The 21,059-nt window shown below is 65.8% G+C and carries 19 protein-coding genes, 1 tRNA gene and 2 pseudogenes; 6 read left to right on the forward strand and 16 right to left on the reverse strand.

Annotated features, from left to right (window positions below):
- The coding region (locus AC1RWI_RS33795) for an MFS transporter (protein WP_492870490.1) at positions 1–1,189 on the forward strand (1,189 nt) is incomplete at its 5' end.
- A gap of 23 nt (positions 1,190–1,212) precedes the next feature.
- Here the strand turns inward: AC1RWI_RS33795 and AC1RWI_RS33800 are convergent.
- Positions 1,213–2,106, reverse strand: coding sequence for a DODA-type extradiol aromatic ring-opening family dioxygenase (locus AC1RWI_RS33800; RefSeq protein ID WP_043352421.1), 894 nt, complete (start codon positions 2,104–2,106; stop codon positions 1,213–1,215).
- A gap of 420 nt (positions 2,107–2,526) precedes the next feature.
- On the opposite strand from AC1RWI_RS33800, the gene AC1RWI_RS33805 reads away from it, so the two are divergent.
- Positions 2,527–2,772, forward strand: coding sequence for a hypothetical protein (locus tag AC1RWI_RS33805; protein ID WP_419188867.1), 246 nt, complete (start codon positions 2,527–2,529; stop codon positions 2,770–2,772).
- Between the two features lie 219 nt (positions 2,773–2,991).
- Complete coding sequence (locus AC1RWI_RS33810; RefSeq protein WP_144409859.1) at positions 2,992–4,308, forward strand: MFS transporter; 1,317 nt, start codon at positions 2,992–2,994, stop codon at positions 4,306–4,308.
- A gap of 61 nt (positions 4,309–4,369) precedes the next feature.
- Here AC1RWI_RS33810 and AC1RWI_RS33815 read toward each other — a convergent pair.
- The 3 genes and pseudogenes from AC1RWI_RS33815 to AC1RWI_RS33825 form a co-directional block, all read right to left on the reverse strand.
- Positions 4,370–5,727, reverse strand: a pseudogene (locus tag AC1RWI_RS33815) (DUF3999 domain-containing protein).
- Positions 5,727–8,561 (reverse strand): DUF2339 domain-containing protein, encoded by a 2,835-nt coding sequence (locus tag AC1RWI_RS33820; protein WP_492870491.1) that lies wholly within the window; start codon positions 8,559–8,561, stop codon positions 5,727–5,729. Before AC1RWI_RS33820 ends, AC1RWI_RS33815 begins: the two are co-directional and overlap by 1 nt.
- A gap of 169 nt (positions 8,562–8,730) precedes the next feature.
- The gene (locus AC1RWI_RS33825; RefSeq protein WP_150991201.1) at positions 8,731–9,084 is read right to left on the reverse strand and encodes a DUF2314 domain-containing protein; all 354 of its coding nucleotides are present in this window, start codon (positions 9,082–9,084) and stop codon (positions 8,731–8,733) included.
- Positions 9,085–9,207: 123 nt separating this feature from the next.
- Between AC1RWI_RS33825 and AC1RWI_RS33830 the strand changes: the two genes are divergently transcribed.
- From AC1RWI_RS33830 to AC1RWI_RS33840, 3 genes are all read left to right on the forward strand, one after another.
- Positions 9,208–9,912, forward strand: a complete 705-nt coding sequence (locus AC1RWI_RS33830) for a DNA-3-methyladenine glycosylase I (protein ID WP_492870492.1) — start codon at positions 9,208–9,210, stop codon at positions 9,910–9,912.
- A gap of 643 nt (positions 9,913–10,555) precedes the next feature.
- Positions 10,556–10,933 carry a hypothetical protein gene (locus tag AC1RWI_RS33835; RefSeq protein WP_063778421.1) on the forward strand — a complete coding sequence of 126 codons (378 nt, stop codon included), beginning with the start codon at positions 10,556–10,558 and terminating at the stop codon, positions 10,931–10,933.
- Positions 10,934–11,266: 333 nt separating this feature from the next.
- Complete coding sequence (locus tag AC1RWI_RS33840) at positions 11,267–12,256, forward strand: tyrosine-type recombinase/integrase (protein ID WP_492870493.1); 990 nt, start codon at positions 11,267–11,269, stop codon at positions 12,254–12,256.
- Positions 12,257–12,444: 188 nt separating this feature from the next.
- On the opposite strand, the gene AC1RWI_RS33845 is transcribed toward AC1RWI_RS33840, so the two are convergent.
- The 12 genes and pseudogenes from AC1RWI_RS33845 to AC1RWI_RS33900 all read right to left on the reverse strand — a co-directional run bounded on the left by AC1RWI_RS33845 (position 12,445) and on the right by AC1RWI_RS33900 (position 20,849).
- Positions 12,445–13,017, reverse strand: a complete 573-nt coding sequence (locus AC1RWI_RS33845; protein ID WP_492870494.1) for a cold shock domain-containing protein — start codon at positions 13,015–13,017, stop codon at positions 12,445–12,447.
- A 103-nt stretch (positions 13,018–13,120) separates the two neighbouring features.
- Positions 13,121–13,438 (reverse strand): annotated as a pseudogene (locus AC1RWI_RS33850) (restriction endonuclease); the annotation flags it as partial.
- A gap of 94 nt (positions 13,439–13,532) precedes the next feature.
- A complete protein-coding gene (locus AC1RWI_RS33855; RefSeq protein WP_043350480.1) occupies positions 13,533–13,970 on the reverse strand; it encodes a universal stress protein in 438 nt (145 codons plus the stop codon).
- A gap of 773 nt (positions 13,971–14,743) precedes the next feature.
- Positions 14,744–14,819, reverse strand: a tRNA-Ala gene (locus AC1RWI_RS33860).
- Between the two features lie 40 nt (positions 14,820–14,859).
- On the reverse strand, positions 14,860–16,581 hold the full coding sequence (gene soxB / locus AC1RWI_RS33865) for a thiosulfohydrolase SoxB (RefSeq protein WP_492870495.1): 1,722 nt from the start codon (positions 16,579–16,581) through the stop codon (positions 14,860–14,862).
- A gap of 105 nt (positions 16,582–16,686) precedes the next feature.
- Positions 16,687–17,211: a TlpA family protein disulfide reductase gene (locus tag AC1RWI_RS33870; RefSeq protein WP_082054948.1), complete on the reverse strand. Its 525-nt coding sequence runs from the start codon at positions 17,209–17,211 to the stop codon at positions 16,687–16,689.
- A 9-nt stretch (positions 17,212–17,220) separates the two neighbouring features.
- Entirely contained in the window at positions 17,221–17,865 is a 645-nt protein-coding gene (gene soxX, locus AC1RWI_RS33875) for a sulfur oxidation c-type cytochrome SoxX (protein ID WP_492870497.1), read from the reverse strand.
- Between the two features lie 65 nt (positions 17,866–17,930).
- Positions 17,931–18,755, reverse strand: a complete 825-nt coding sequence (gene soxA, locus AC1RWI_RS33880; RefSeq protein WP_492870496.1) for a sulfur oxidation c-type cytochrome SoxA — start codon at positions 18,753–18,755, stop codon at positions 17,931–17,933.
- 175 nt (positions 18,756–18,930) lie between these two features.
- Positions 18,931–19,386: a DsrE family protein gene (locus tag AC1RWI_RS33885; RefSeq protein ID WP_043350490.1), complete on the reverse strand. Its 456-nt coding sequence runs from the start codon at positions 19,384–19,386 to the stop codon at positions 18,931–18,933.
- 130 nt (positions 19,387–19,516) lie between these two features.
- Positions 19,517–19,828, reverse strand: a complete 312-nt coding sequence (soxZ, locus tag AC1RWI_RS33890) for a thiosulfate oxidation carrier complex protein SoxZ (RefSeq protein WP_043350492.1) — start codon at positions 19,826–19,828, stop codon at positions 19,517–19,519.
- Positions 19,829–19,891: 63 nt separating this feature from the next.
- Positions 19,892–20,347 (reverse strand): thiosulfate oxidation carrier protein SoxY, encoded by a 456-nt coding sequence (gene soxY, locus AC1RWI_RS33895; protein ID WP_043350495.1) that lies wholly within the window; start codon positions 20,345–20,347, stop codon positions 19,892–19,894.
- A gap of 172 nt (positions 20,348–20,519) precedes the next feature.
- Positions 20,520–20,849 carry a c-type cytochrome gene (locus AC1RWI_RS33900; RefSeq protein WP_043350499.1) on the reverse strand — a complete coding sequence of 110 codons (330 nt, stop codon included), beginning with the start codon at positions 20,847–20,849 and terminating at the stop codon, positions 20,520–20,522.
- Positions 20,850–21,059 lie beyond the last annotated feature (210 nt).

Raw genomic sequence — 21,059 nt, forward strand, 5'->3', positions numbered from 1 at the left:
CTCCTGCGCAACGCCTGCCGCCGCGCCAGTCAGCGCGCGGCGCGTGGAGCATGCCGCGCGCGCCACCATGGCGCTGTTTTTTGTCAACGGCGCCACCTTTGCCACCTGGGGCGTGCACATCCCGACTATCAAGGCGCGCTTCGGCTTGTCGGATGCGGTGCTGTCGCTGGCCATGCTGGCCGTGGCCGGGGGCGCCATCGCGGCGATGGGGCCGGTGGGACGCTGGGTGGGGCGCGTGGGCAGCGCGGCCGCTTGTCGGCGCAGCGGCCTGGTCTACGCCCTGGCTACCGTGGCCATCCTGGCCATGCCGGAGTTTGCCTTGCTGATCCTGGCGCTGATCGCCTTCGGCACGGCCAACGCGGCCTTCGACGTGGGCATGAACGCGCAGGCCGCCACGGTGGAGGCCAGCCGCACGCGGCCTATCATGTCCGCGCTGCACGGCATGTTCAGCCTGGGCGGCATGGCGGGTGCGGCGGTTGGCGGCGTGCTGCTGGGCCTGGGCGTGCCGCCGCTGGCGCACGCCCTCGGCATGGCGGTGCTGACCGCGGCGGTCACGGCGGGCGTGGCGCCCTGGCTGCTGGACGACCATCCCGTGCTGCCACCTTCCGCGCATCACCGCGCGCATGCGGTGCGCGCGCTCTGGCTGCTAGGCCTGATGGCGTTCCTCGGCCTGGTTGGCGAGGGTGCGATGTATGACTGGTCCAGCGTCTACATGCGCGAGGTGGCGCTGGCGCCGCACGCCTGGATCAGCGCCGGCTATGCCGCGTTCTCCGGTGGCATGGCCTGCGGCCGTTTTAGCGGCGACCGCCTGCGCGCGCGCTGGTCGGACGCGCGCACGCTCGGCGCCAGCGCCTGGGTGGCGTTCGCGGGAATCCTGCTGGCGCTGTTGTGGCCCGCGCCGGCGGCGAGCCTGGTCGGTTTCGCGCTGATGGGCCTGGGCGCGGCGAACATGGTGCCGATCTTCTTCGTGGCGGCTTCGCGCCTGCCCGGTGTGACGCCGGCCGAAGCCATCTCGCGCGTGGCGCGCTTTGCCTATATCGGCTTGCTGATGGGACCGGTGATGATTGGCGGCGTGGCCCATGTCACCAGCCTGCGATACGGCCTGGGGGTGGTTGCCCTCACCATGGGCTGGATCGCGGTGGCGGGCGCGCGCCTGGCGCGCCCTTACCTCCTGGCCCGCAAGGCATGATGCCCGGGCAGGCTCAGACAGGCTCAGGCAGCCTCGCTCCATGCCGGGGCATGGTGCGTGCCAGCCCCTTCGAACACGAAGGTATCCATCGCCAGCACGCCATAAGTGACCTCATCGGCCACGCGTGCCACGCCGGCCGGCGCCTGCCCGGCGGGCACGCCTTCGTGCGGGCCCAGCGCCGCGCCCAGCGCCACGAAGAACGGCAGCAAATGCTCGTCGGCGGGATGGGCGCGGCGCGCATACGGCGCCTGCGCGCGATAGTCCGCGATGCGCGTGGTGTCGCCGGTGGCGAGCGCATCGTCCAGCGCCTGGATCATCCAGCCGCGGAATGCCTCCACATAGGGCTCGACGGGCGAGCCGTGCTGCTCGCGCCGGCCTCCGGCACCGAAGACTTCCTGCAGGTTGTGGGTAAAGCTGCCCGAGCCCAGCACCAGCACGCCCTCGTCGCGCAGCGGTGCCAGCGCCCGGCCGATCTCGATCTGGGCTGCGGGGGGGAGATAGGGGTTCAAGGCCAGCTGCACCACCGGGACGTCCGCATCCGGGAAGAAATGCCGCATCGGCATCCAGGCGCCGTGGTCCAGCGGGCGCTCATCGTCCTGCAGCACTACCGCGGCGCCGGGGACTTGCGCGGCCTCGACCAGCGCCTTGACGCGAGCGGCCAGCGCCGGCGAGCCCGGGGCGTCGTAGCGCAGTTCGTACAGCGCGCGCGGAAAGCCGCCGAAGTCGTGCCAAGCCTCCTGCCGCTCGCGGGTGCCGACCACCAGGGTGCTGTAGATCCAGTGCGCCGAGACGACCAGTACGGCGCGCGGCTTGCGCGCCCTCAGCACTTGGCCAAGGGCGTCGAAGGCGGCGCCGCTCGAGCCCGGCTCAAGGGCAAGCATGGGCGAACCGTGGGAGATGTAGATGGCGGGAAGCATGATGGCGGCCTTCAAGTCCTTTTGATAGCGGTGTTCAGTTTGACAAAACTGCCCAGCCCCAGCGCCACCTATTTGCGGACACCTCCATCAAAAAACTTGAATTCACGCGGCGCCACCGCACTTCCCACCACCATATGCGCGCCCAGCCCACCCTGCGAGCGTGGGGTGCACCACACAACGCTTTAAAGATTCGGACACGCAGCGGGCAATCGGCTTATGATTCCAGCACGGGGTCCGGCCCAGCTTCGCGCGGCGCAATGCGTCGTCCGCGCGGACCCTGGCAAACCCCGCATGACTGGATACGACGCGCCCCGAAAGCGTGTCAGGTTGGAGAACACCGTGGTCAAGCGCACAGCCCACAGGCCCTTGCTGCCCCATGCAAACTGGTGGCAGCCAGGCGTGTATGCAAGCGGACCGGCTGTGCTCCTATGGATTGCCGCCCGCCTTCCTGCCCCCTTGCTGGTCGATGTATTCAATGCGCCTGGCGCCCCGGCGCTGCTCAACCACGTGGGCGATTCCGTCTTCGTGGCCGGGTGGGTCGGCAGCGCCCTGTGGCTGTGGCTCACGCGCCAGCGGCCGGATACACCGGAGCCGCAACAAGAAGCCGGCCCGGGCGAGGCGCCCGACGCCCGCGGCGCGCGCCAGCATCACGCCAGCCAGCCCTGAATCCCGGCCGTCGCGCGCCCTGGACGGCGGGCACGGACATGCGTGCTTCACGTGGAACATTCCACCGGGCGCTGGCCGCACAGCCGGCCATGCGGATCTGACTCCACACGCTGCCATCCTGCTGGGTAATTAAAGAATCGCTTACTATTCTGCCTTTCGGAGCGCATGCCCGTTTTCGGGGCAGGCCTCCCGTCGATTTCTCACCGCATCAAACGCCACATGCAAGCCAACGCTGCAATACCTCAAGTCCACGAAATATCCAAAGCCCAACGACGAAAGGCCATCCTCGCCGCCACCATCGGCAACGGCCTGGAGTGGTTCGACTTCACTGTCTACAGCTTCTTTGCGCTGATCATTGCCAAGCTGTTCTTCCCCACCGGCAATGACCTCACGTCTTTCCTGCTGACCGTCGCCACCTTCGGCGTGGGCTTTTTCATGCGCCCGGTCGGCGCCATCGTGCTCGGCGTCTACGCCGACCGCGTCGGCCGCAAGGCAGCGCTGACCCTGACCATCCTGATGATGGCACTCGGCACCGCCATCATCGGCCTGGCGCCCACCTATTCGTCGATCGGCCTGTGGGCACCGGCGCTGATCGTGCTGGCCCGGCTGATCCAGGGCTTCTCGGCCGGCGGCGAGGTTGGCGGCGCCACCGCCTTCCTGATCGAGCACGCTCCCGACGAGGAGCGCGGCGCCTATGCGAGCTGGCAGCAGGCCAGCCAGGGCATTTCCTTCATGCTGGGCGCTGCCATGGGCGCACTGGTGATCAACGGCCTGGAGCCGGAGCAGATCGATGCCTGGGGCTGGCGTATCCCGTTCCTGTTCGGCCTGCTGATCGGCCCGGTCGGGATGTATATCCGCTCGCACCTGGAAGAGCCGCCCGCCTTTGAGGCCCGCCGTGCCGAACGCGCTGCCAGCAAGGTCAAGTTCTCGCCGCTCACGCAGGTACTGCGCGACCATCCGCGCGAAGTGCTGGCCGGCCTGGGCGTGACCATCCTGTGGACGGTCTGCACCTATGTGCTGGTGTTCTACATGCCGTCGTACGCCAAGCAACAGCTCGGCCTGCCGCTGGGCGCCACCTTCCAGTCGACCGCACTGTGCGGGGCCATCATCCTGGTGCTGTGCCCGCTGATGGGCATGCTGTCCGACCGCGTGGGCCGCAAGCGCATGCTGGGCACCGTGGCGCTGATCATCGGCGTGCTGGCCTATCCGCTGTTCCACTGGCTCAACGTCTCGCCAACCACCCAGACCCTGCTGATGGTCCAGGTGATCCTGGGCATCCTGCTGGCGGCCTTCACCGGCCCGGCGCCGGCCGTGCTGGCCGAGCAGTTCCCCACCGAGGTCCGCTCCACCGGCCTGTCGCTGGCCTACAACTTCGCCGTGACCATCTTCGGCGGCTTTGCCCCGCTGATCGTGACCTGGCTGATCGCATCGAGCGGCAGCAAGCTGGCGCCGGCCTATTACGTGATTGCCGCGGCCGCGATCAGCTTTGTCGCACTGCTGTTCATGCACGACCGTACCGGCAAGCCCTTGCAGTAATTCCGCCCTACGTCGCTTTGGAATGGAAAAGGCCAACCGCAAGGTTGGCCTTTTTCTTTGCTCAGTCCGGCGGCGCCTGCGGCGCGCCCAGCACCCGCAGCAGCCGCCAGGCCATCAAGCCCAGCACGCCGACCGCCAGCAGCAGCGCACCCCACAGGATCAAGCGCCGGTTGCGCTGAGTATCCGAAGGCACGGACGCCGGCGGCGATGCCGTCATGCCTGCAATCCGGGCGTCGGCGATCGCCGGTGCCGGCCCGGCCAGCAACTCGGCCCGCGCGACCGCCCCGGGTTCTTGCACCGCGCCCGCCGGCTCCCCCACCGCCAGCGAGAAGGGCCGCGCGCGACAAAGGTCACCACGGCGGGGCGCCAGCCAAGCGCCAGCACCGGCATGCCAGCGCCAAGCCCACCAGCGCGGGCATCCACGCTCAGGCGCCACAGGCGATCCGTGTTGCGTCCGATCGCCAGCTGCGCGCTTTCCTGCTCGGTGCCCGCCGTGCCGGAAAGACGGTAGAGCTGTGCGCTGCTGACCATGCGCCAGGCTGCCTGCGCATCGGGCCGCGACCACAGCGTGGCTTGCACCACCGTGTTGGCCTGCGGCAGCCGAATGCGCACGCGCTCGGCCGGAAAGCGTCCGCCGCTGTCGAACAGGTAATCGCCCCCAGGCTGGGCCTGCGAGGCGACGATGCCGTCGCGCCATTGCAGCGCCAGCGGTGAGGGCAGGCTGGCCGCCACGGTCTCCACCTGCACGCGCGCCGGCACGGGCGGCGCGCCCTGCCACTGCAGCCGCAGGTAGCGCACCCGCAGGCGCCCCAGCGCAATGCGGTCCTGGCTCAGCGTGCTGCCCTCGCGGCTCAGCCGCAGCAGTTGCGCGCCGCCCGCGGCTTGCCAGTGCTGCAGGTCGTCGCTGCTGGCAACGTCCACCCTGCCCTGGTAATCGCCATCCGGCAGGCCGATCACCACCGCGCCGGCGTCGTCGCGCAACTGGCTCAGGTCCAGCAGCCATGCCCCGGCAGTGCCGGCTGCGGGCGGGGCGGTGGCGGCGCGCAGCGCGCCGTCGGCCCCGATCACCACGCCCATGGGCGCGGACTGCCGCGACTGCGCGGCCGGCAGCGCGAACCACGGCACATCGCGCAGCGTGCGTACCTCGGCCGCCGGCTCGGGCGGCAGATCCAGCGCGTAGGGCAGCAATTCGCCCGTGCCGTTGCGCACGCGCAGGTCAGCCAGCCCGGGGCGCGTGCTATGGGCGTAGACATCTGCATCCAGGGTCACCGCGTAGTACGCCGCGTCGCGGTCGGTCGCCAGCGCGAACCGCTCAGCCCGCGCGGGCAGAGGCAGCAGCAGCGATGACAGCAGCGATGGCAACAGCGCGGCCATCAGCATCGGCAGCGCCCGCCCGGCCGCGGTTCGGAAAGCCGCCATCACGTCGCCTCCTCTGGCTTCGGCGGCAGGGGCGAGAAGTAGCCGATCAACAGCAGCAGCACGCCCACACCAATAAACGAAATGATCCGCTCGATGCCCTTGACGAAGGACAGGTCGAACAGGAACAGCTTGACCACCGTCACCCCTAGCAGCGCGCCCCCGACAAACCACAGCGCGCGCGAGCCGCGGCGGGTGGCTGCCACCATGGCGATCAGCGCCAGCACGGTCCAGAACATCGACAGCGACGCCTGTACCAGCGTTGAGCCGGCCAGGCCCTCCAGCGTGTAGGGCACGCCGGCCCAGTGGTGCAGGGTACGCAGGAGCACGGCGTTTAGCCATAGCAACACCGTGGCGATCGCGGCGTACCCGAGCACGCGCGGCCGCGTGGCCTGGCCCGCGGCGGCAAGCCGGTGCTGCCACAGCGCCACCGCCAGCATGGCAAGCAGCTGGGCAACATCGAGCGGGTTGAGCAGCGGCAGGTAGGAAAGCGGTGCGGCGTCGCCGTCGCTGGACACACTGGCAAGGCTCCACAGCCACAGCAGCGCCACCAGCGGCAGCGCGCCATATAGCAGGTAAGCGCGCTGGAAACGCCCCACCGGCCAACGCAGGCGCCAGCCCCAGGCCGAGAGCAGCGCCAGCAGCCCGCCATAGCCATAGGCCCAGGCGCTCCAGCTCCAGGCGCCCTCCGGCACATAGGCGCGCAGCCGCCAGTAAGCCTCGGTGGACAGCAGCACGCACACGGTCCAGAACAACAGGGCATGCATGGGCGCCAGCAAGGCATCGCGTTCATCGTCCTGCTGCCGCCACAGCAGCAGCCAGGCCCCGCCAAACACGACCAGCCAGGCGAGCGCGCCAAAGCCGAGCAAGGGCGACGCCGACGGCACGATGCAGCTAAGCACGGCCAGGACCGCCAGCAGCGGCGCCATGCCCCGCGCCGGCACGCCGGCCAGCGGCCACGCCAGGACGCGCCGCGCCAAGTGCGCCAGCCACGCGCTCAGCACCATGAACATCGCCAGCATGTCGAGCAGCGCGCGCACCTGCCAGCCCCGCACGCCGTGCCAGTGCTGGATCTCGATCACGCCACCGCCCAGCCACCACAGAAGCCCCCACAACGCCGCCCCCAGGCCGAGCGGCGCGCATGGCGCGGACCAGGCACGCGCCTCGGGCCGCCCGTGCAGGCGCCAGCCGCTGAAGACACCGGCCACCGCGAGCAGCAGCGTGCCCACGTAGCGGCTGTTCAGCACCGGCCACGCCAGTTGCGTGGCATCGAACAAGCTGCCCGCGGCAAACGCCGCGCCGGCCGCCAGCTGCAGCAGCAGCCCGCTGGCCAGCGCAAGGCGCCGCTGCTGGCGCACCCCCACCCACACCACGGCGGCGCCTTCCACGGCCCATACGGCGCTTGTGGTGCGCCCGTCGAACGCCAGCGGCACCGCCAGCGACGCAAAGATGACGCCCAGCGCCAGCACGGCTTCAAACAGCAGCCCCAGGCGATCGCGGCGCCCTGCCAGCCAGGCCGCCAGGCAGAGATAGAACGCGGCGAGCGCCACCGCGCTCCATGCCATGGCAAAAGGAATATTGCGCACCAGCGCGGCCTGCAGCCCCATGGCCAGCAGCGGCGTGCCGAACACCAGCGTGCCGTCCACGTAGTCCTTCAGGCTGACCTGCCGGCGCAGCGCATAGCGCAGCGCGATGCCCGTATACATCAGGAAAAACAGGATCAGGAACGGCTCCGTGGTGGCGAGCAGCTCGGGCCGGTAGTTCAGCGCGCCCCAGGCCGTGCCGATGCCGAAGGTAAACGCAAAGCCGAGCAGGTTGAGCTGGCGCCAGGCCCGGAACCAGGCAATGGCAAAGATGCCGGCATTGAGCAGCGCGTAGTAGCTGAACAGCATCACATGGCTGCCGCCGCCCGTTGCGATCAGCACCGGGGCAAGGAAGCCGCCGGCGCTGCCGGTGAAGGCCAGCGCCGGGGCGTTCTGCAGCACCGCGAGGCCGCCGGCGAGCGCGCAGATGACCACCATCAGCGGGAACGCGGCCGCGGCCGGCAGCAGGCCATAGAGCTTGGTGGCGGCGAAGACGGTGAGATACAGCACGCCCACGCCACCGCCCTGCAACACCAGCGCATAGGCGGCGCGCCGCTCGCGCAGGCGCCAGCCCGCCAGCAGCAGCAGCACCGCGCCGGCCGCGACGCCCGCCAGCCGGAGCTCGACCGGCAGCATGGCATTGTCGGCGGCGTACTTGAGCAGGAACGCCACGCCGAAGAACAGGATCAGGATGCCCACCCGCACCACGCTGTTGCCGCCAAGCAGCCAGCCGCGCGCGGCGGATATCGCGCGCTCGACGAAATCGGGTTCGCCCGGCCCGAGCGTGGACGAAAGCGGTGGTTCAATGTGGCGCGCGCTTGCAGGTGCGGGAGCCGATGCCGGAGCTGGCGTGGAGATCGGCGCGGGTGCCGCCGCGATCGGGATCGCCGCCGGAGGGAGCGGCGCTGGCACGGCGACGCTGGCGGCCGGCTCGAAGGACGGGAATTCGCTGGCTACAACCGTACCCGGCGCTGCGCCAAGGGCCGATGGAGCCGATGGGGTGCCCGCGCTCTCGCCGCGCAGGCTCGCCAGCTCGCGCTTGAGCGTGGACAGCTCCTGCTCGAGCCGCAGCACGCGGGCTTCGAGCGGAGCCGCCGCCACGCCCTGCGCTTCGCCCTCACCAGGAGGCCGGGTGGGCCGGTCGCTGACCATCCAGCCGAAACCGAAGCCCAGGACTGCGCCCGTCAGCGCACCGCCAAACCCGGCCGCCACCATGCCGAGCACCAAGCCAATCACCCCGAATATCCAGCGCATCAGATGAGGTTTCGCCTAAGAAGGTTGGGGAAGGCGGCGGCCGTTGGTGCGGATACAGCGTTTGCCGGCACCCGTAGCCGCCTGCATCATGCGTGCCCAGTGTAACGCCAGGCCGACATTTCCAGGCGATTCCAGGCGATACGCACCGGCTGGGCGCTTGACCGGGGGGTTATTCTTCTTCGCCCTCTTTATGGATATTGATCACATGCCGCGCCTCGAACCAGAGCGGCATGCCGGGCGCCATTTCCTCCGTGCAATAGGGCTGGTTGTCCAGCTCGCCACTGTAGAGATCGCCCTCGCGGCCGGTCACGATCACCCACATGCGTTCCACGTGCTGCTCCTCGCGGTCCTGCTCGTCGGCGGTGACGATGCGAAAGATCAGCTTCACCAGCTGGCCGGCCTGCAGTGCCTGGCGCTCCGCCAGTGCCGGCACCCAGAACGTTTCTGGATGCGCCTCGCCGATGACCTCGCCGTCGTCGAGCTGCCAGCCGTCTTCTTCGATGGTCGCCAGTCGTTTTTCCATGTCAGTCCTCTTGATGAATTCGTCCTTTACTGGCGGCATCGTAGCAAATGCGCCCCGAGGCCGCGCGGGCGGGACATGCCGCGCGAGTCGCTTTAAGATGGCAGGTCGAAGGAGAACGCACCCATGGCAGCAGATAGCGACGTGACAAAAAAGGTGGCGACGAAGGTGCCGAAGAAGGTGCCAAAGAAAGCGGCGCTACCAGCGACAAACATCGTGGCGGACACGGAGCGCCAGCGCTGCGGCTGGTGCGGCACGCTGGAAGACTACTGCCACTATCACGACAACGAATGGGGCTTTCCCGTTGACGACGACCGGCGCCTGTTCGAGAAGCTATGCCTGGAAGGTTTCCAGGCCGGCCTGAGCTGGCTCACCATCCTGCGCAAGCGCGAGGCGTTTCGCCGCGCCTTCGCCAACTTCGAGATTGAAAAGGTGGCCCGCTTCGGCGAACGCGATATCCAGCGGCTGCTGGGCGACGCCGGCATCGTGCGGCACCGCGGCAAGATCGAGGCGGCGATCAACAACGCGCAGCGCGCCCTGGAACTGCTGGAGACGGAGCCGTCGCTGGCCGCGTACTTCTGGCGCTTCGAGCCCGATCCGGCCAGCCGCCCCAAGCGGCTGACGCCGGAAGTGCTGCGCACCATGGCCATCTCGCCGGAATCCACCGCGCTGTCCAAGGACCTGAAGAAACGCGGCTGGCGCTTTGTCGGCCCCACCACGATGTACGCGCTGATGCAGGCCATGGGCCTGGTCAACGATCACCGGGAAGGCTGCGAGACGCGAGAGGAGGCCTTGCTCGCAAGGCAAGCGTTCAAGGTGCCGCGAAGGTGAGGTAAACGTCGGGCAGGCGACGGCAGCACGTATACCCGCTGGCGAGGATGTCCACGCAGGTATACGGGTCAAGCGCTGCGACAAATGCGGGCAACGTATACGTCCGACGCAACGGTTGCTGTATGTCTTTCTTTATTGTTTACGTATACCAATATAGTAGTAGTAGGTAAACGGCCCGTTTTCCCGTGGATAAGCCGGTTTTTCCCTTTCCGCTCAATGACTTGCGAACAGGATAAGCTCTAGGGAATACCCTGATCTCGCGGGATATCTACTGGACGTATACGTGGCGAGGAAAAACCGCCTCGAAGTTGTTCGTATACGCTCCACAACCCACCCCCAACCGGGGCACAGCTTTCCTGCCTGCTTGTCCCCAGGTTTTTGCCTGGTTATCCACAGCCGGGACGGGGCAGTCGCCTCTCGCTTTCATCGATCGCATGTCGTGTCCTGCCCAACCACGGGCAGCATGCGTGTCTGTCGTTCTCCAACAGGTTTACCCGGAAAAGCGGCGACGTCGCCGCTATTGGCGCTGCCAGGCGGATGGCATGGTCCATGCGGTTAAGGGTTCAGAGCGCGGCGCCGATGCTCGTTTCCTTCCACGTTGCCACCTTTCCGCCTGGAGCCATCGCTCCTTTGGAGAACCCTCATGAAGATCAACTGCCATGAACCACGAGAGAGCCTGCCCTGCTCGCGCATGCAGGCAGCGATGCGAACGCTGCGCCGAGGTGTCCTGTTGGTGCGTGTGCTCGCGCTATGCGCGAACAGCATCGCCTATGCCCAGCCCCCCGCACCGGCCCAGTCATTGGTCACGCCAGAGCAGACGTTTGCGCAGGGTTACCTCGAAGCCGTCTCCACCGGCTATGACAACGGCCAGGCGCTGCTGGGATCCGAGGGCATGGCACCCGTGCGGCTGCCGCATTCGCCCGCCCCGCAGTTCAGGCCGTCCCCGGCGCCGTCCGTACCGGCACCCACGGCCGCAAATCCGTCGGTAGTCCCGGTTTCGCAAAAGACGCGCCGCGAATAACCGCGGTGAGCCGTGAGAACGACGTGCGCCCCCGGGGGGCGCATCGTGCAATCACGCCGTAATACCGTCATGTCCGCCGCAGCGTCGGCTTGCGCTTCAGGGAATGCCGCACCCCAAAAACAAAAAACGCACTACGTCGTCAAACGTAGTGCGTTGTCTTGTACTGCGAATCCTGGTGGACCGAAGGAGGATCGAACTCCCGACCTCTGCATTGCGAACGCAGCTCCCCCGGTGGAGTCGGGCGACCGTTTGGTCAATTGTGGAGCGGCTTTCCGGGTTCGCTTCAAGATTATTTGTTTGGCTTGTCACCCTGCTGTCACCCTTGGGGCAGTGATGGCAACCATCCGACAACGCAATGACCGCTGGCAGGCAATCATCAAGCGGAAGGGGTATCCCCTTCAGACGAAGACTTTCGACCTGAAAAAGGACGCCGAGAAGTGGGCACAGCAGCAAGAACGACTGATCGACACCGGCGACTGGACCGACAAGTCTGAGATCAAGCAAACCACACTCGCGCAGCTTCTGGACCGCTATGGCGAGGAAATCAGCACGGCCAAGCGCGGAAGTCGGTCAGAAGCCTACAGAATCGGGCGCTTCAAGCAGCAAGACCTTGTCAAGTATTCCCTGTTGGCCATCACACCGCAGATGATCGCATCATGGCGGGACGCCCGACTGAAGGAAGTTTCGCCCGGCACGGTGCTGCGTGAGCTTCAACTTCTTGGGCATGTCTTCAGCGTCGCCATCCGAGAATGGGCGATTGCGCTTCCGGCAAACCCGGTAAGTCTTGTCAGCAAGCCAAGCGCCGGTAAGCCGCGTGATCGGGTGCTGACGCCGACACAACGTGAGGCGCTGGTCGGCAGTTGCGGACAGTGCCAGAATCCGTGGATCAAGCCGGTCGTGGTCTTCGCCTTGGAAACGGCGGCACGACGGGGCGAAATCCTTGCCCTGAACTGGAAGGATGTTGACTTGAACCACAACACAGCTGGACTGAAGATCACCAGGACCGGCCAGCCACGGATCGTTCCCCTGTCTCCGCCTTGCGCTTCGATGTTGGCGTCCTTGCCCAGAAGCGTCAGCGGTCCAGTCTTCCCTGTCTCAGTCGAAGCCCTGAAGCAGGCATATGAACGAGCAGTCGGAAGGGCAGGCATTCATGACTTCACGTTCCATGACCTGCGACACGACGCCCTCACCCGACTAGCTGGACAGGGCTTCTCAGTGCTTGAACTGCGTGCCATATCGGGGCACGCCACCGCGAATATGCTTCAGCGGTATGTATCAATTGACGCCAGAGAACTGGCTAGGAAGTTGGCCGTCAACGGCTAGACTCAGACCCGGTCGCAAGGTGGCGAGGTCGCCTTTCTCTTGGGCCACTTCACCCATCGGCACGATCTGCGCCATACGGCAATTACTGACAAGCGGCACACGTCGGTATTCTGGCTCCCGCAACCTTCGGAAGCGCAAACAAGAATCCCGCCGAAGCGGATTGCCGGGATCATCAAACTCGAAGCATCCTATTCGGAAAAAATGCTCGTACACCACTGGGACTCACAAGGAATCCCGTCACGGTCACCGTCCATCTCAGTGTTGGGACAGTTTTTCAGGAAATATTTGGCCTCTTTGCAAGAGGTCATCTGAGAACAATATTTCCGTCCATCGCACTGAAATGGGCTAGACGCCATCGATACTGATACTGGCACCTGAGTCGAGTCAGAAGCCAACGATTCGGGCCCGCCGAACTTCGGGGCGATGTACTTGTATCCGACACCAAAGAAAACGGCAACAGCGATCAATCCAGCCAGACGGGGGCCGATTGATCTTCCTTGGCGGACTGGCGCTTGCGCACGACTTCGACGCGATACTGACGGACTAGCCCCGGTCCGTTGGACAAGGATGGCCTTTTTCTTGCCATCTTTATCGAGCATTACAAGGAACGTCAGCGACTCACCAACCTTCGGCTGACCACCCTGCTTGGGGTAGGCTGATATATGAACGAAGATGTCCCGACCACCACCTGACGGGGCGATAAACCCGAACCCTTTGTCGCCGTTCCAAGTTTTGAGCGTCCCGTTGATACGTGTATTCATGGATGGTGGCGAGTCAACAATTATTGCAACGTGATTATCACGTGGCCGTGGTTAATGAATTGACAACCCGCTGACCTCATGGCTTGCCCCGTCCCCGATGAGATCAGGCGGCACGTGGAAGCCTGACCCGGCACCCCTTCGAGTAGTTGCGACAACCCCAGAAGGAACCGCCCTTCCCTTGTCGTTCCACCATCTTGATGCCGCAGGCCGCACAAGTCGGGGTCTGGTAATCACCTTCAAACGCACGTGTCAGCAGCCTCGCTTGCTTCTCGGCATCCAAGGCACGGATGCGCTCGACAATTCCCGCACCATCAAGCAACTGGATACCGGCTTCGGCAGCGTAGTCCTGCACGGGCTTCCCGATAAATCCGGCAAGCGACCAGAAAACGCCCCGCTTCACCTGCTTCGAGTGCATGACCCCACCAAGTGCCCGATGAGGTTACCCCGCTTCGTTGGACTGGTCTACATAACCGAACCGACACTTATCACTGCGGCCCCGTCCAAACGCAGTGCCATCACTGGTACACCAGCACCGGAATATCGCTGTGCGCGAGAAGCTTTTGGGTTTCCCTGCCATGCAAGATGCCCTGAATCCCTCGCCGCCCATGCATCGCCATAACGATCAAGTCACACGCACGCTCTTGCGCGACATGAATAATGGCCTCATAAGGATGCGCGTGGATGACTGAGACGGTATCGCACCGGACATTCGCTGCCTCTGCTTCGGTGGATACGGTCCTCAGATGGCCAGCAATCGCTTTACGCGCCTCTTGTTCGTACCGCTCTCGCAAACCGGCCAGCATAACAACCTGATAACCGTGAAGGCGGAGGTCCGGGATGACGTGGATTGCCGTTACGCGGGCGAGGGAGTCGTGGGCAAAGGAGATGGCCTTGTGCAAAGCCGCCACTGGCAAATCCGAGCCGTCAACGGCAAGCAACATATGTTGGAACATAGTGGATTCCTCACTTGTATGCGCCCCCGGAATTCTGAGAATCAACATCGCCGGCTCTCAAATGACCGGCGTAACAGATTCGACCCAGTATAGGTCGCGTCCATGCGCCTTGCACCAGTTAATGAAGGCCAAGGGCGGCTGACATAAGTGACCGGGTCGGCATACACATGGTGTCCAAAGCGGGTCCGCCCAAGGTGCTGAAATCCGAGGAACCGTCGATCAGCAAATGACCACGGAACATCAAGTCAGCGTCCCCAAGGCTATTGCTTGTGCCAGATGCGACCGCCGTATTGGAAACTGTTGTCCGCCAATGGAAGCGGCCATCTACACCAACGGTGACACTGCTCCACCGGACCAGTGCCTACCAATGGTCGTCGGAACAATGGTGGTGCCAGCGGTCATGCGACTGTGACAACCATTGGGGACATACACAACGGTCCACGGTCCACGCCCCCAACGGCTACAGCCAGCACTGTGAATGTTGAACGGGACTGCATTGGTCAGGACCATTGCCCATAGGCGGGGGCAATGGTGCAGCAACAGTCTTCGACTGTGGCAACGATGACTGTGACCGATTGTCAATGGTCGGCACAACTGAACGAAACCGTTGATCCTATGCCAGGCCGTGTGGCATTCTTCGGGCCGACAGGCACAACAATCCTGGCACCCTCATGTCACCCTGCGGGGAGAAAAGCCAGACAGAAATCTGAGGAAGCCAGAATAGAAAAAGGGCTTGGCGAGATGCCAAGCCCTTGATTTCATTAATTTTATCCTGGTGGACCGAAGGAGGATCGAACTCCCGACCTCTGCATTGCGAACGCAGCGCTCTCCCAGCTGAGCTATCGGCCCGTGACGAACGATTGTAGCTCAGTTTTTCGCGGCTGTTCAATCACGTTGCCATGCCTGCGTTGCCGGTCATGCCGCGCACCGTGGGCAGGTTCAACGGGCGGGCGGTGACCTCGCCGGAGGCGCGCAGCCACTGGGCCATCAGGTCCCAGATCGGCGGGCTGCCGCTCTGGCGGGCGTCTTCCGAGACGGGTGCCCAGCCGGCTACCTTGTAGGTCTTGTCGGCGTCGATGGGCCGGCCCTTGAGGCGCATCTCGGTGATGCGTTTTCCCATCGATGCGGTGGGGTCGATGGTGTATTGCAGGCCACCCACGCGCACCATGTCGCCGCCTTGCTGGTAGTAGGGATCGGGGTTGAACAGGTTGTCGGCCACGTCTTCGAGGATGGTCTTGATGGTCTCGCCGCTCATCGCTGTGACGGTGGTGTGGGGATACGTGATGGCGGTCTGGTCCATCAGGTGTTCCATGGTGATGGCCTGCCCGGGCAGCAGCGTGGTGCCCCAGCGAAAGCCGGGCGAGAAGGCGATCTCGGCGCCCTGCACGTCCATCAGGCCGTCCAGGATCAACTGGTCGAACGTGCCGTTGAAATTGCCGCGGCGATATAGCAGGCCGCTGTTGCGCGCCAGCACTTCGCCGAGTTGCTTCTCGTACGGCGCGCGCACCTTGGCGATGAGCGCGTCCATGGCGGGATCGGCGGCGAGGTAGTTGGCGAAGACCGGCAGCAGGCGGTAGCGCACGCCGCTGACCTTGCCGCCCTTGACGTCGAAGTCGAGCACGCCGAGGAACTTGCCGTTGGACCCGGCGTTGGTGACCAGTGTGGTGCCCCCGGCGTTGCTGACTGGCACCGGCGCGGGCATGCCGTCGTGCGTGTGGCCGCCGAGGATGGCGTCGAGCCCGCGCACGCGCGAGGCGAGCTTGAGGTCCACGTCCATGCCGTTGTGCGACAGCAGCACGACCACCTGCGCGCCCTTGCCGCGCGCCTGGTCGATGACCTGCTGCAGGTTTTCTTCCTGGATGCCAAAGGTCCAGTCGGGCGTGAAGTAGCGCGGGTTGGCGATCGGTGTGTAGGGGAAAGCCTGGCCGATGATGGCCACCGGCACGCCGTTCATCTCGCGGATCACGTAGGGTTCGAAGACGGGATCGCCGAAGTCGTTGGTCTTGATGTTCTGCGCGAGGAAGGCGATCTTGCCCTTGAAGTCGCGCTCGACGATCTCGGTGACGCGCTCGGCGCCGAGCGTCATCTCCCAGTGTGGGGTCATCACGTCCACGCCCAGTGCCAGCGCGGCGTCGACCATGTCTTGCCCGCGCGTCCACAGCGCGGTGGCGGAGCCCTGCCAGGTGTCGCCGCCGTCGAGCAGCAGCGCGCCGGGCCGCCCGGCCTTGAGCTGCTTGACCAGCGTGGCGAGGTGGGTAAAGCCGCCAACCTTGCCGTAGCGGCGCGCGGCTTCAGTGAAATCGAGATAGGTGAAGGCGTGGGCCTGCGCGCTGCCGGGGGCGATGCCGTAGTGGCGCAGGAAGGCCTGCCCGACGAGGTGCGGCGGCTTGCCCGCGTAGTCGCCCACGCCGAGGTTGACGTTGGGCTCGCGAAAATGCAGCGGGCGCAGTTGCGCGTGGCAATCGGTGAAATGCAGCAGGTGCACATTGCCGAAGCGTGGCACGTCGTAGAGCTTGCCGGCGGCCTGCGCGGCTTGCGCATCGGTGGCGGGAAAGGTCATGCCGCCGGCGCCGGCGATAGCCAGCACCTGCAGGAACTCGCGTCGGTTCATTGTCTCGTCCTGTGCATGTCATGCGCCGGTGTCTGGCTCTTGCGACCCGGCATCTTGTGGCCGATGTGGCCGATGTGGCCGATGTGGCCGATGTGGCCGATGTGGCTACTTCTGCGTTGGCGTGGCGTACCTGGCCAGCGCCGCGACTTCCTCTTCCAGCATCTCGCCAACCTCCTTCTGCACGACCTTGCCGTGGGCGTCGATCACGTACAGCTCGGGCAGGCCGCGGCGCTTGCCGAGCGCGGCGCGCAGCGCGGGCGTGTCCATCGCGGCCGGGAAGGTGTAGCCGTGTTTCGCCATGTAGGCGGTGGCGTCGCGAGGGTCCTTGTCGATGCTGAGCGCCAGCACCTGCAGCCCGCCGCGCGCGCCGCCGGTGCTCTCGAAGAGCTTTTGCAGGCGCGGGTTCTGCAGTGCGCAGAATGGGCACCACGATGCCCAGACTTCCACCACCAGCGGCCTGCCGGCCAGGTCGGCGGGCGTCAGGACCCGGCCGTCGAGCAACTGCACCGGCGGCAGGCGCACGGTGTCGCCTACCTCCAGCGCGGCGGCCGCGCCGCTCCAGGCCAGTGCGGCAAGCAGGAGCAGCACGCGCGCGCGCCGCAGCGAGCCTGCCATGTGGCTGGGTGTCATCGCGCAGCCTTACTGGTTGACCGGCGAGGCCGGGTCCAGCAGCAGCGCCATCACGTCGCGGATCTGCTGCTCGGTGAGGATGCCCTTGTGCCCGAAGCGTGGCATGTTGGAGCAGGCCGCGAACGCGCTGGAATCCCAGATCTTGCCCCAGGTGTACTTGAGCACCGCCTCGGAGTCGCCGCGCAGCTTGCCGTACTGGTACAGCGACGGGCCGATATTGCCAAACGAGATCTCGGCCTTGGTCATCTGGTGGCAGGCATAGCAGTTGGCGCCGTTGGGGCTGCCGACCGCGTCGGAGAACTGCATGCCGCGCCCGTTCTGGGCGGTCTTCTCGCCTTCCTTCCAGTCGCCCAGCCATTGCTTGTCGGCGGGGTACTTGATCTGCTTGAACTCGGCGGCCTCGATCTTCCTGGCCACCGCGGCTGGCACCTTGGAGCGGTCGGGGTAGTCGCTGCAAGCCTTCTGCATGGCGTCGCGATCGAGCACGCCTTCGACCGTGGCGGGGCCCTTGGAGGTAAAGGAGCTTTCGATCAGCGTCTTCATGTCGGCGTCGCTGACGGCGGCGGCCTTGGCGGTGATGTTCGCAGGCTTTGTGGCCTTGGCTGGCTTGGCGCTGTCCTGCGCGTGAGCCACGCTACCCATGCAGGCCAGCATGGCGAACGTGGCCAGCGTGCCTTGTGCGTATTTGTGCGCTTGTTTCATCTCTGCTCTCCCTTGCCTCAGCGCTTCATGGCCGGACCGTCGTATGTGCCGCCGTTTGCGTTCCTGGCGAGGAACAGGCTCAGCGCGGTGATCACGTCGGAGCCATAGGCGGGTTCGGGAAAGCGCTGCTGGCGCAGGCAGTCGTAGAGGCGGTGCTGCATCGAGCGTACCTCGCCCTGCGAGACGCGGTAGGCGGGCCACGTGGTGTACGCGGCTTGCGCGCCTTGCTTGGTCAGCAGGTTGGGCAGCTCTTGCAGGCGGATGCGCTGGCCGTCCACGGCGTGGCAGGTGGCGCAGGCGAAGTCGTAGGCGCCGCCACGGTAGAAGAACATCTTCTGGCCGAGGGCGTACACGCGTTTTTCTTCAGGATGGTTCAGCTCCACGTTCATCTTGATGCCGCGCGATTCGCCGGCCACGAAGGCCACCAGGCGCTCGATGTCGGAGGGCTTGCCGGTGGAGGCGAAGGGATTCTTCATGGCCTCTTCCTGGGTCAGGCCCTGCAGCGTCACGCGGCAGTAAGCCAGGCGTTGCTCCAGGTCCATCACGCGCCCGGTGTCCTTGAACAGGCGCGGCAACTCGGCGTAGGCGCCCTTGGTCACGCCGGGGCCCTTGCCCAGGTCGCATTGATCGAGCGAGGCGTTCTTGGGGCCGGCGGGCTTTTTCCAGAGTTCCTCGCCGGCGGCTTCCCACAGTTCCGCGGGGTTGCCCTCGGCGAGCATCTGCCGGTACTTGGCGATTTCCTCGGCGGTGCTGCCCTGGGCGTGCACCGCCGCGGCGGCAAGCGCCACGGTGCCGGCCAGCGCCAGCGCGGCGCCGGTGTGGCGGCGTCTGATCGTTTTCATGGGGCTTCTCCTCGGGGCCTCGGAGCCTGCCGCCGTGTGGCGTCAGTCCGTGCGGGCCCATCTTATGGCTTGTCTTCCCGTTATCGGCGCCCGGTGCGGGCCGGCTCTTGCGCGGGTGCTGCTTGCAACCTCTAACAACCTCTATTTACGGCTTGCGTATCTACAGCTTGCGTATTTACGGCTTGATATAGGCATAGCCTTCATCGAACTGCAGTTTGGCCACTTCCACCACGCCAGCCTGTACCACCTTGGCTTCCATCAGCAGGCTGGACTCCGGAATCTTGCGCGCCATGAGCGTATTGCGGCAAACGCGGAACTCGACGCCGGAACTGGCCAGCGCGCCGACCGCCGCCTCGAAGGTGTTGCCGCGCGCGTCACGCGCGCCTTGCACGATGAAGTCCACGCCGTAGCCAAACGCCACCACCACGATCTTGGTATCCGGCGCGGCGTTCAGGTGGTTGCGCAGGTTGGCCATGGCGCGCACTGCCTGGTCCGTGCCTTCGGACAGCTGGTAGACCACCTTGACGCGCCCGCCCTTGCCCGCAGCCGCCGGCGCCGCTTGCGCCGCCGCCTTGGCGGCCAGGCCCATCGCCGCCAGCGCCGCCGTTGCTCGAATAAATGCTCGCCGCATGATTGCTATCCTTCCGGTCGCGCCCCCGCGCGCACCATGCGCCGGCCCGGGCCCGACATTCGACCTGAACCATAGCAGAGGATGCCGCTGCCCGCTCGGCCAGGCCGGTACCGGCCCGTAGCCGGTTCGATCAGGAAATGGTGGCTTCGTCGGTCCGCTTGTCGCCGCGGTTGTCGACCCAGGTCACCGTGACCTTGTCGCCCTTGGCGCCGCCCTTGAACTTGAAGTTCAGGAAGGGATCCTTGGATACCGCCGGGCCGAACTGGGCCTGGAATACCTCCTTGCCTTTGCACTGTGCCGTCACGCTCTGGATATGCCAGGCGGGAATGATCTTGCCGGACGCGTCCTTGCGCTGGCCGGTTTCCATGTCATGCTTCATCAGGATCTTGACGTCGACCACACCGCCGCTCTCGGCGGCACGTACGCGCATCGGGTCTGCCATGTTCTTTCCTCTTTCAGGTAATGGTGGGGCGGGAAATCCGCTTGGGTGGATGGGAGCGTGGCCTCAGCCGCCGCAGCCACCCAGCGTCACCTTGATTTCCTTGGACGCCACGTACCATTTGCCGCCGGCCTTGACGGCGGCGTACACCATCGAGGTCTGGCCCATCTTCACCCGCGTGGAGACGAAGGGCTCGGTGCCGGCCGGGATGATGAAATCCGCTGCCAGCGTGTTGGGGTTCTTTTCCACCAGGATGGCGATCTGCTCGGTGCCAGGGATGTTGCTGGTCACGGCGACCGGCACCACGGCGCCGTTCTCGGCGATGTCGGGGGCGGTAAAGACAATGGCGGTGCTCTTCTCGGTGCCGCTGCCGCCAAATGCCTTGATGACGTCGGCCACGCTCTTGCCGTCGAAGGCGGTCTTGTTCCACTCCGCCGCCTGCGCCTTGCTGATCAGGCCGGTGGCGGCCATCAGTGCGAGCACGGAGGTGACCCGCAATACGTCTCGTCGTTTTGAATGCATTGTTTCCTCTTCTCCTGCGTTTTCCGTTCCGGCTTGGTTTTCTGTTGGCCTGCCGCGCTTTTTTTTCGCGCCGCAGCGGGCGGTGCATTGCCGCCCTCGCACAGGGGCGCCATCGGCGCCCCTTTGGTCCCGAAGCCGTAACCGGTCCGGGCAGGGCTTGCCCTGGCTGTGCTTACTTGGCCGGGGCGCCTGCCAGCACCCACTCCACGACCGTCTTCAGGTCGGCATCGCTCAACGCGGCATTGGCGGGCATCGGCACCGGGCCCCAGACGCCAGAACCGCCGCCCTTGACCTTCTTGGTCAGCGTTGCCAGCGCGTTCTTGTCGCCCTTGTACTTGGCCGCCACGTCCTTGTAGGCCGGGCCAACCAGCTTCTTGTCGACCTGGTGGCAGCCCATGCAGGCGTTCTTGTTGGCGATTTCCTGGGCCTTGGCGGCATCGACCGCAGCGTTGGCCGAGGCGGCGCAAGCCAGCATCAGCGTTGCGATGACAAACTGCTTCATGGATATGCTCCGAACTTTGAAGAGCCGTGGGGACGGCGAAAAGCCCGCTCGCTGCCAGTATTGCCTGTCGGCACGGCCGGCGCGGCGGCGCGCTGGCCGCGCCACGGGGCGGCCAGTCCGCTATTTTGCCTCAAGAATCCACCCCACCACGGTGCGCAGGTCGGAATCGGGAATCTGCGCCTGGGGCGGCATCGGCATGCTGCCCCAGGC

The organism is Cupriavidus sp. MPR-AND1C, from assembly GCF_058809705.1.

Excerpts from the sequence above, each read along its gene's own strand:
- AC1RWI_RS33855 (WP_043350480.1), bottom strand. The coding sequence starts at position 13,970 with ATGTTCCAACATATGTTGCTTGCCGTTGACGGCTCGGATTTGCCAGTG.
- AC1RWI_RS33835 (WP_063778421.1), top strand. The coding sequence starts at position 10,556 with ATGAAGATCAACTGCCATGAACCACGAGAGAGCCTGCCCTGCTCGCGC.
- AC1RWI_RS33900 (WP_043350499.1), bottom strand. The coding sequence starts at position 20,849 with ATGAAGCAGTTTGTCATCGCAACGCTGATGCTGGCTTGCGCCGCCTCG.
- AC1RWI_RS33830 (WP_492870492.1), top strand. The coding sequence starts at position 9,208 with ATGGCAGCAGATAGCGACGTGACAAAAAAGGTGGCGACGAAGGTGCCG.
- AC1RWI_RS33810 (WP_144409859.1), top strand. The coding sequence starts at position 2,992 with ATGCAAGCCAACGCTGCAATACCTCAAGTCCACGAAATATCCAAAGCC.
- AC1RWI_RS33840 (WP_492870493.1), top strand. The coding sequence starts at position 11,267 with ATGGCAACCATCCGACAACGCAATGACCGCTGGCAGGCAATCATCAAG.
- AC1RWI_RS33885 (WP_043350490.1), bottom strand. The coding sequence starts at position 19,386 with ATGCGGCGAGCATTTATTCGAGCAACGGCGGCGCTGGCGGCGATGGGC.
- soxZ (WP_043350492.1), bottom strand. The coding sequence starts at position 19,828 with ATGGCAGACCCGATGCGCGTACGTGCCGCCGAGAGCGGCGGTGTGGTC.
- AC1RWI_RS33800 (WP_043352421.1), bottom strand. The coding sequence starts at position 2,106 with ATGCTTCCCGCCATCTACATCTCCCACGGTTCGCCCATGCTTGCCCTT.
- AC1RWI_RS33825 (WP_150991201.1), bottom strand. The coding sequence starts at position 9,084 with ATGGAAAAACGACTGGCGACCATCGAAGAAGACGGCTGGCAGCTCGAC.
- AC1RWI_RS33845 (WP_492870494.1), bottom strand. The coding sequence starts at position 13,017 with ATGAATACACGTATCAACGGGACGCTCAAAACTTGGAACGGCGACAAA.
- AC1RWI_RS33870 (WP_082054948.1), bottom strand. The coding sequence starts at position 17,211 with ATGACACCCAGCCACATGGCAGGCTCGCTGCGGCGCGCGCGCGTGCTG.
- soxX (WP_492870497.1), bottom strand. The coding sequence starts at position 17,865 with ATGCTGGCCTGCATGGGTAGCGTGGCTCACGCGCAGGACAGCGCCAAG.
- soxA (WP_492870496.1), bottom strand. The coding sequence starts at position 18,755 with ATGAAAACGATCAGACGCCGCCACACCGGCGCCGCGCTGGCGCTGGCC.
- soxY (WP_043350495.1), bottom strand. The coding sequence starts at position 20,347 with ATGCATTCAAAACGACGAGACGTATTGCGGGTCACCTCCGTGCTCGCA.
- soxB (WP_492870495.1), bottom strand. The coding sequence starts at position 16,581 with ATGAACCGACGCGAGTTCCTGCAGGTGCTGGCTATCGCCGGCGCCGGC.
- AC1RWI_RS33820 (WP_492870491.1), bottom strand. The coding sequence starts at position 8,561 with ATGCGCTGGATATTCGGGGTGATTGGCTTGGTGCTCGGCATGGTGGCG.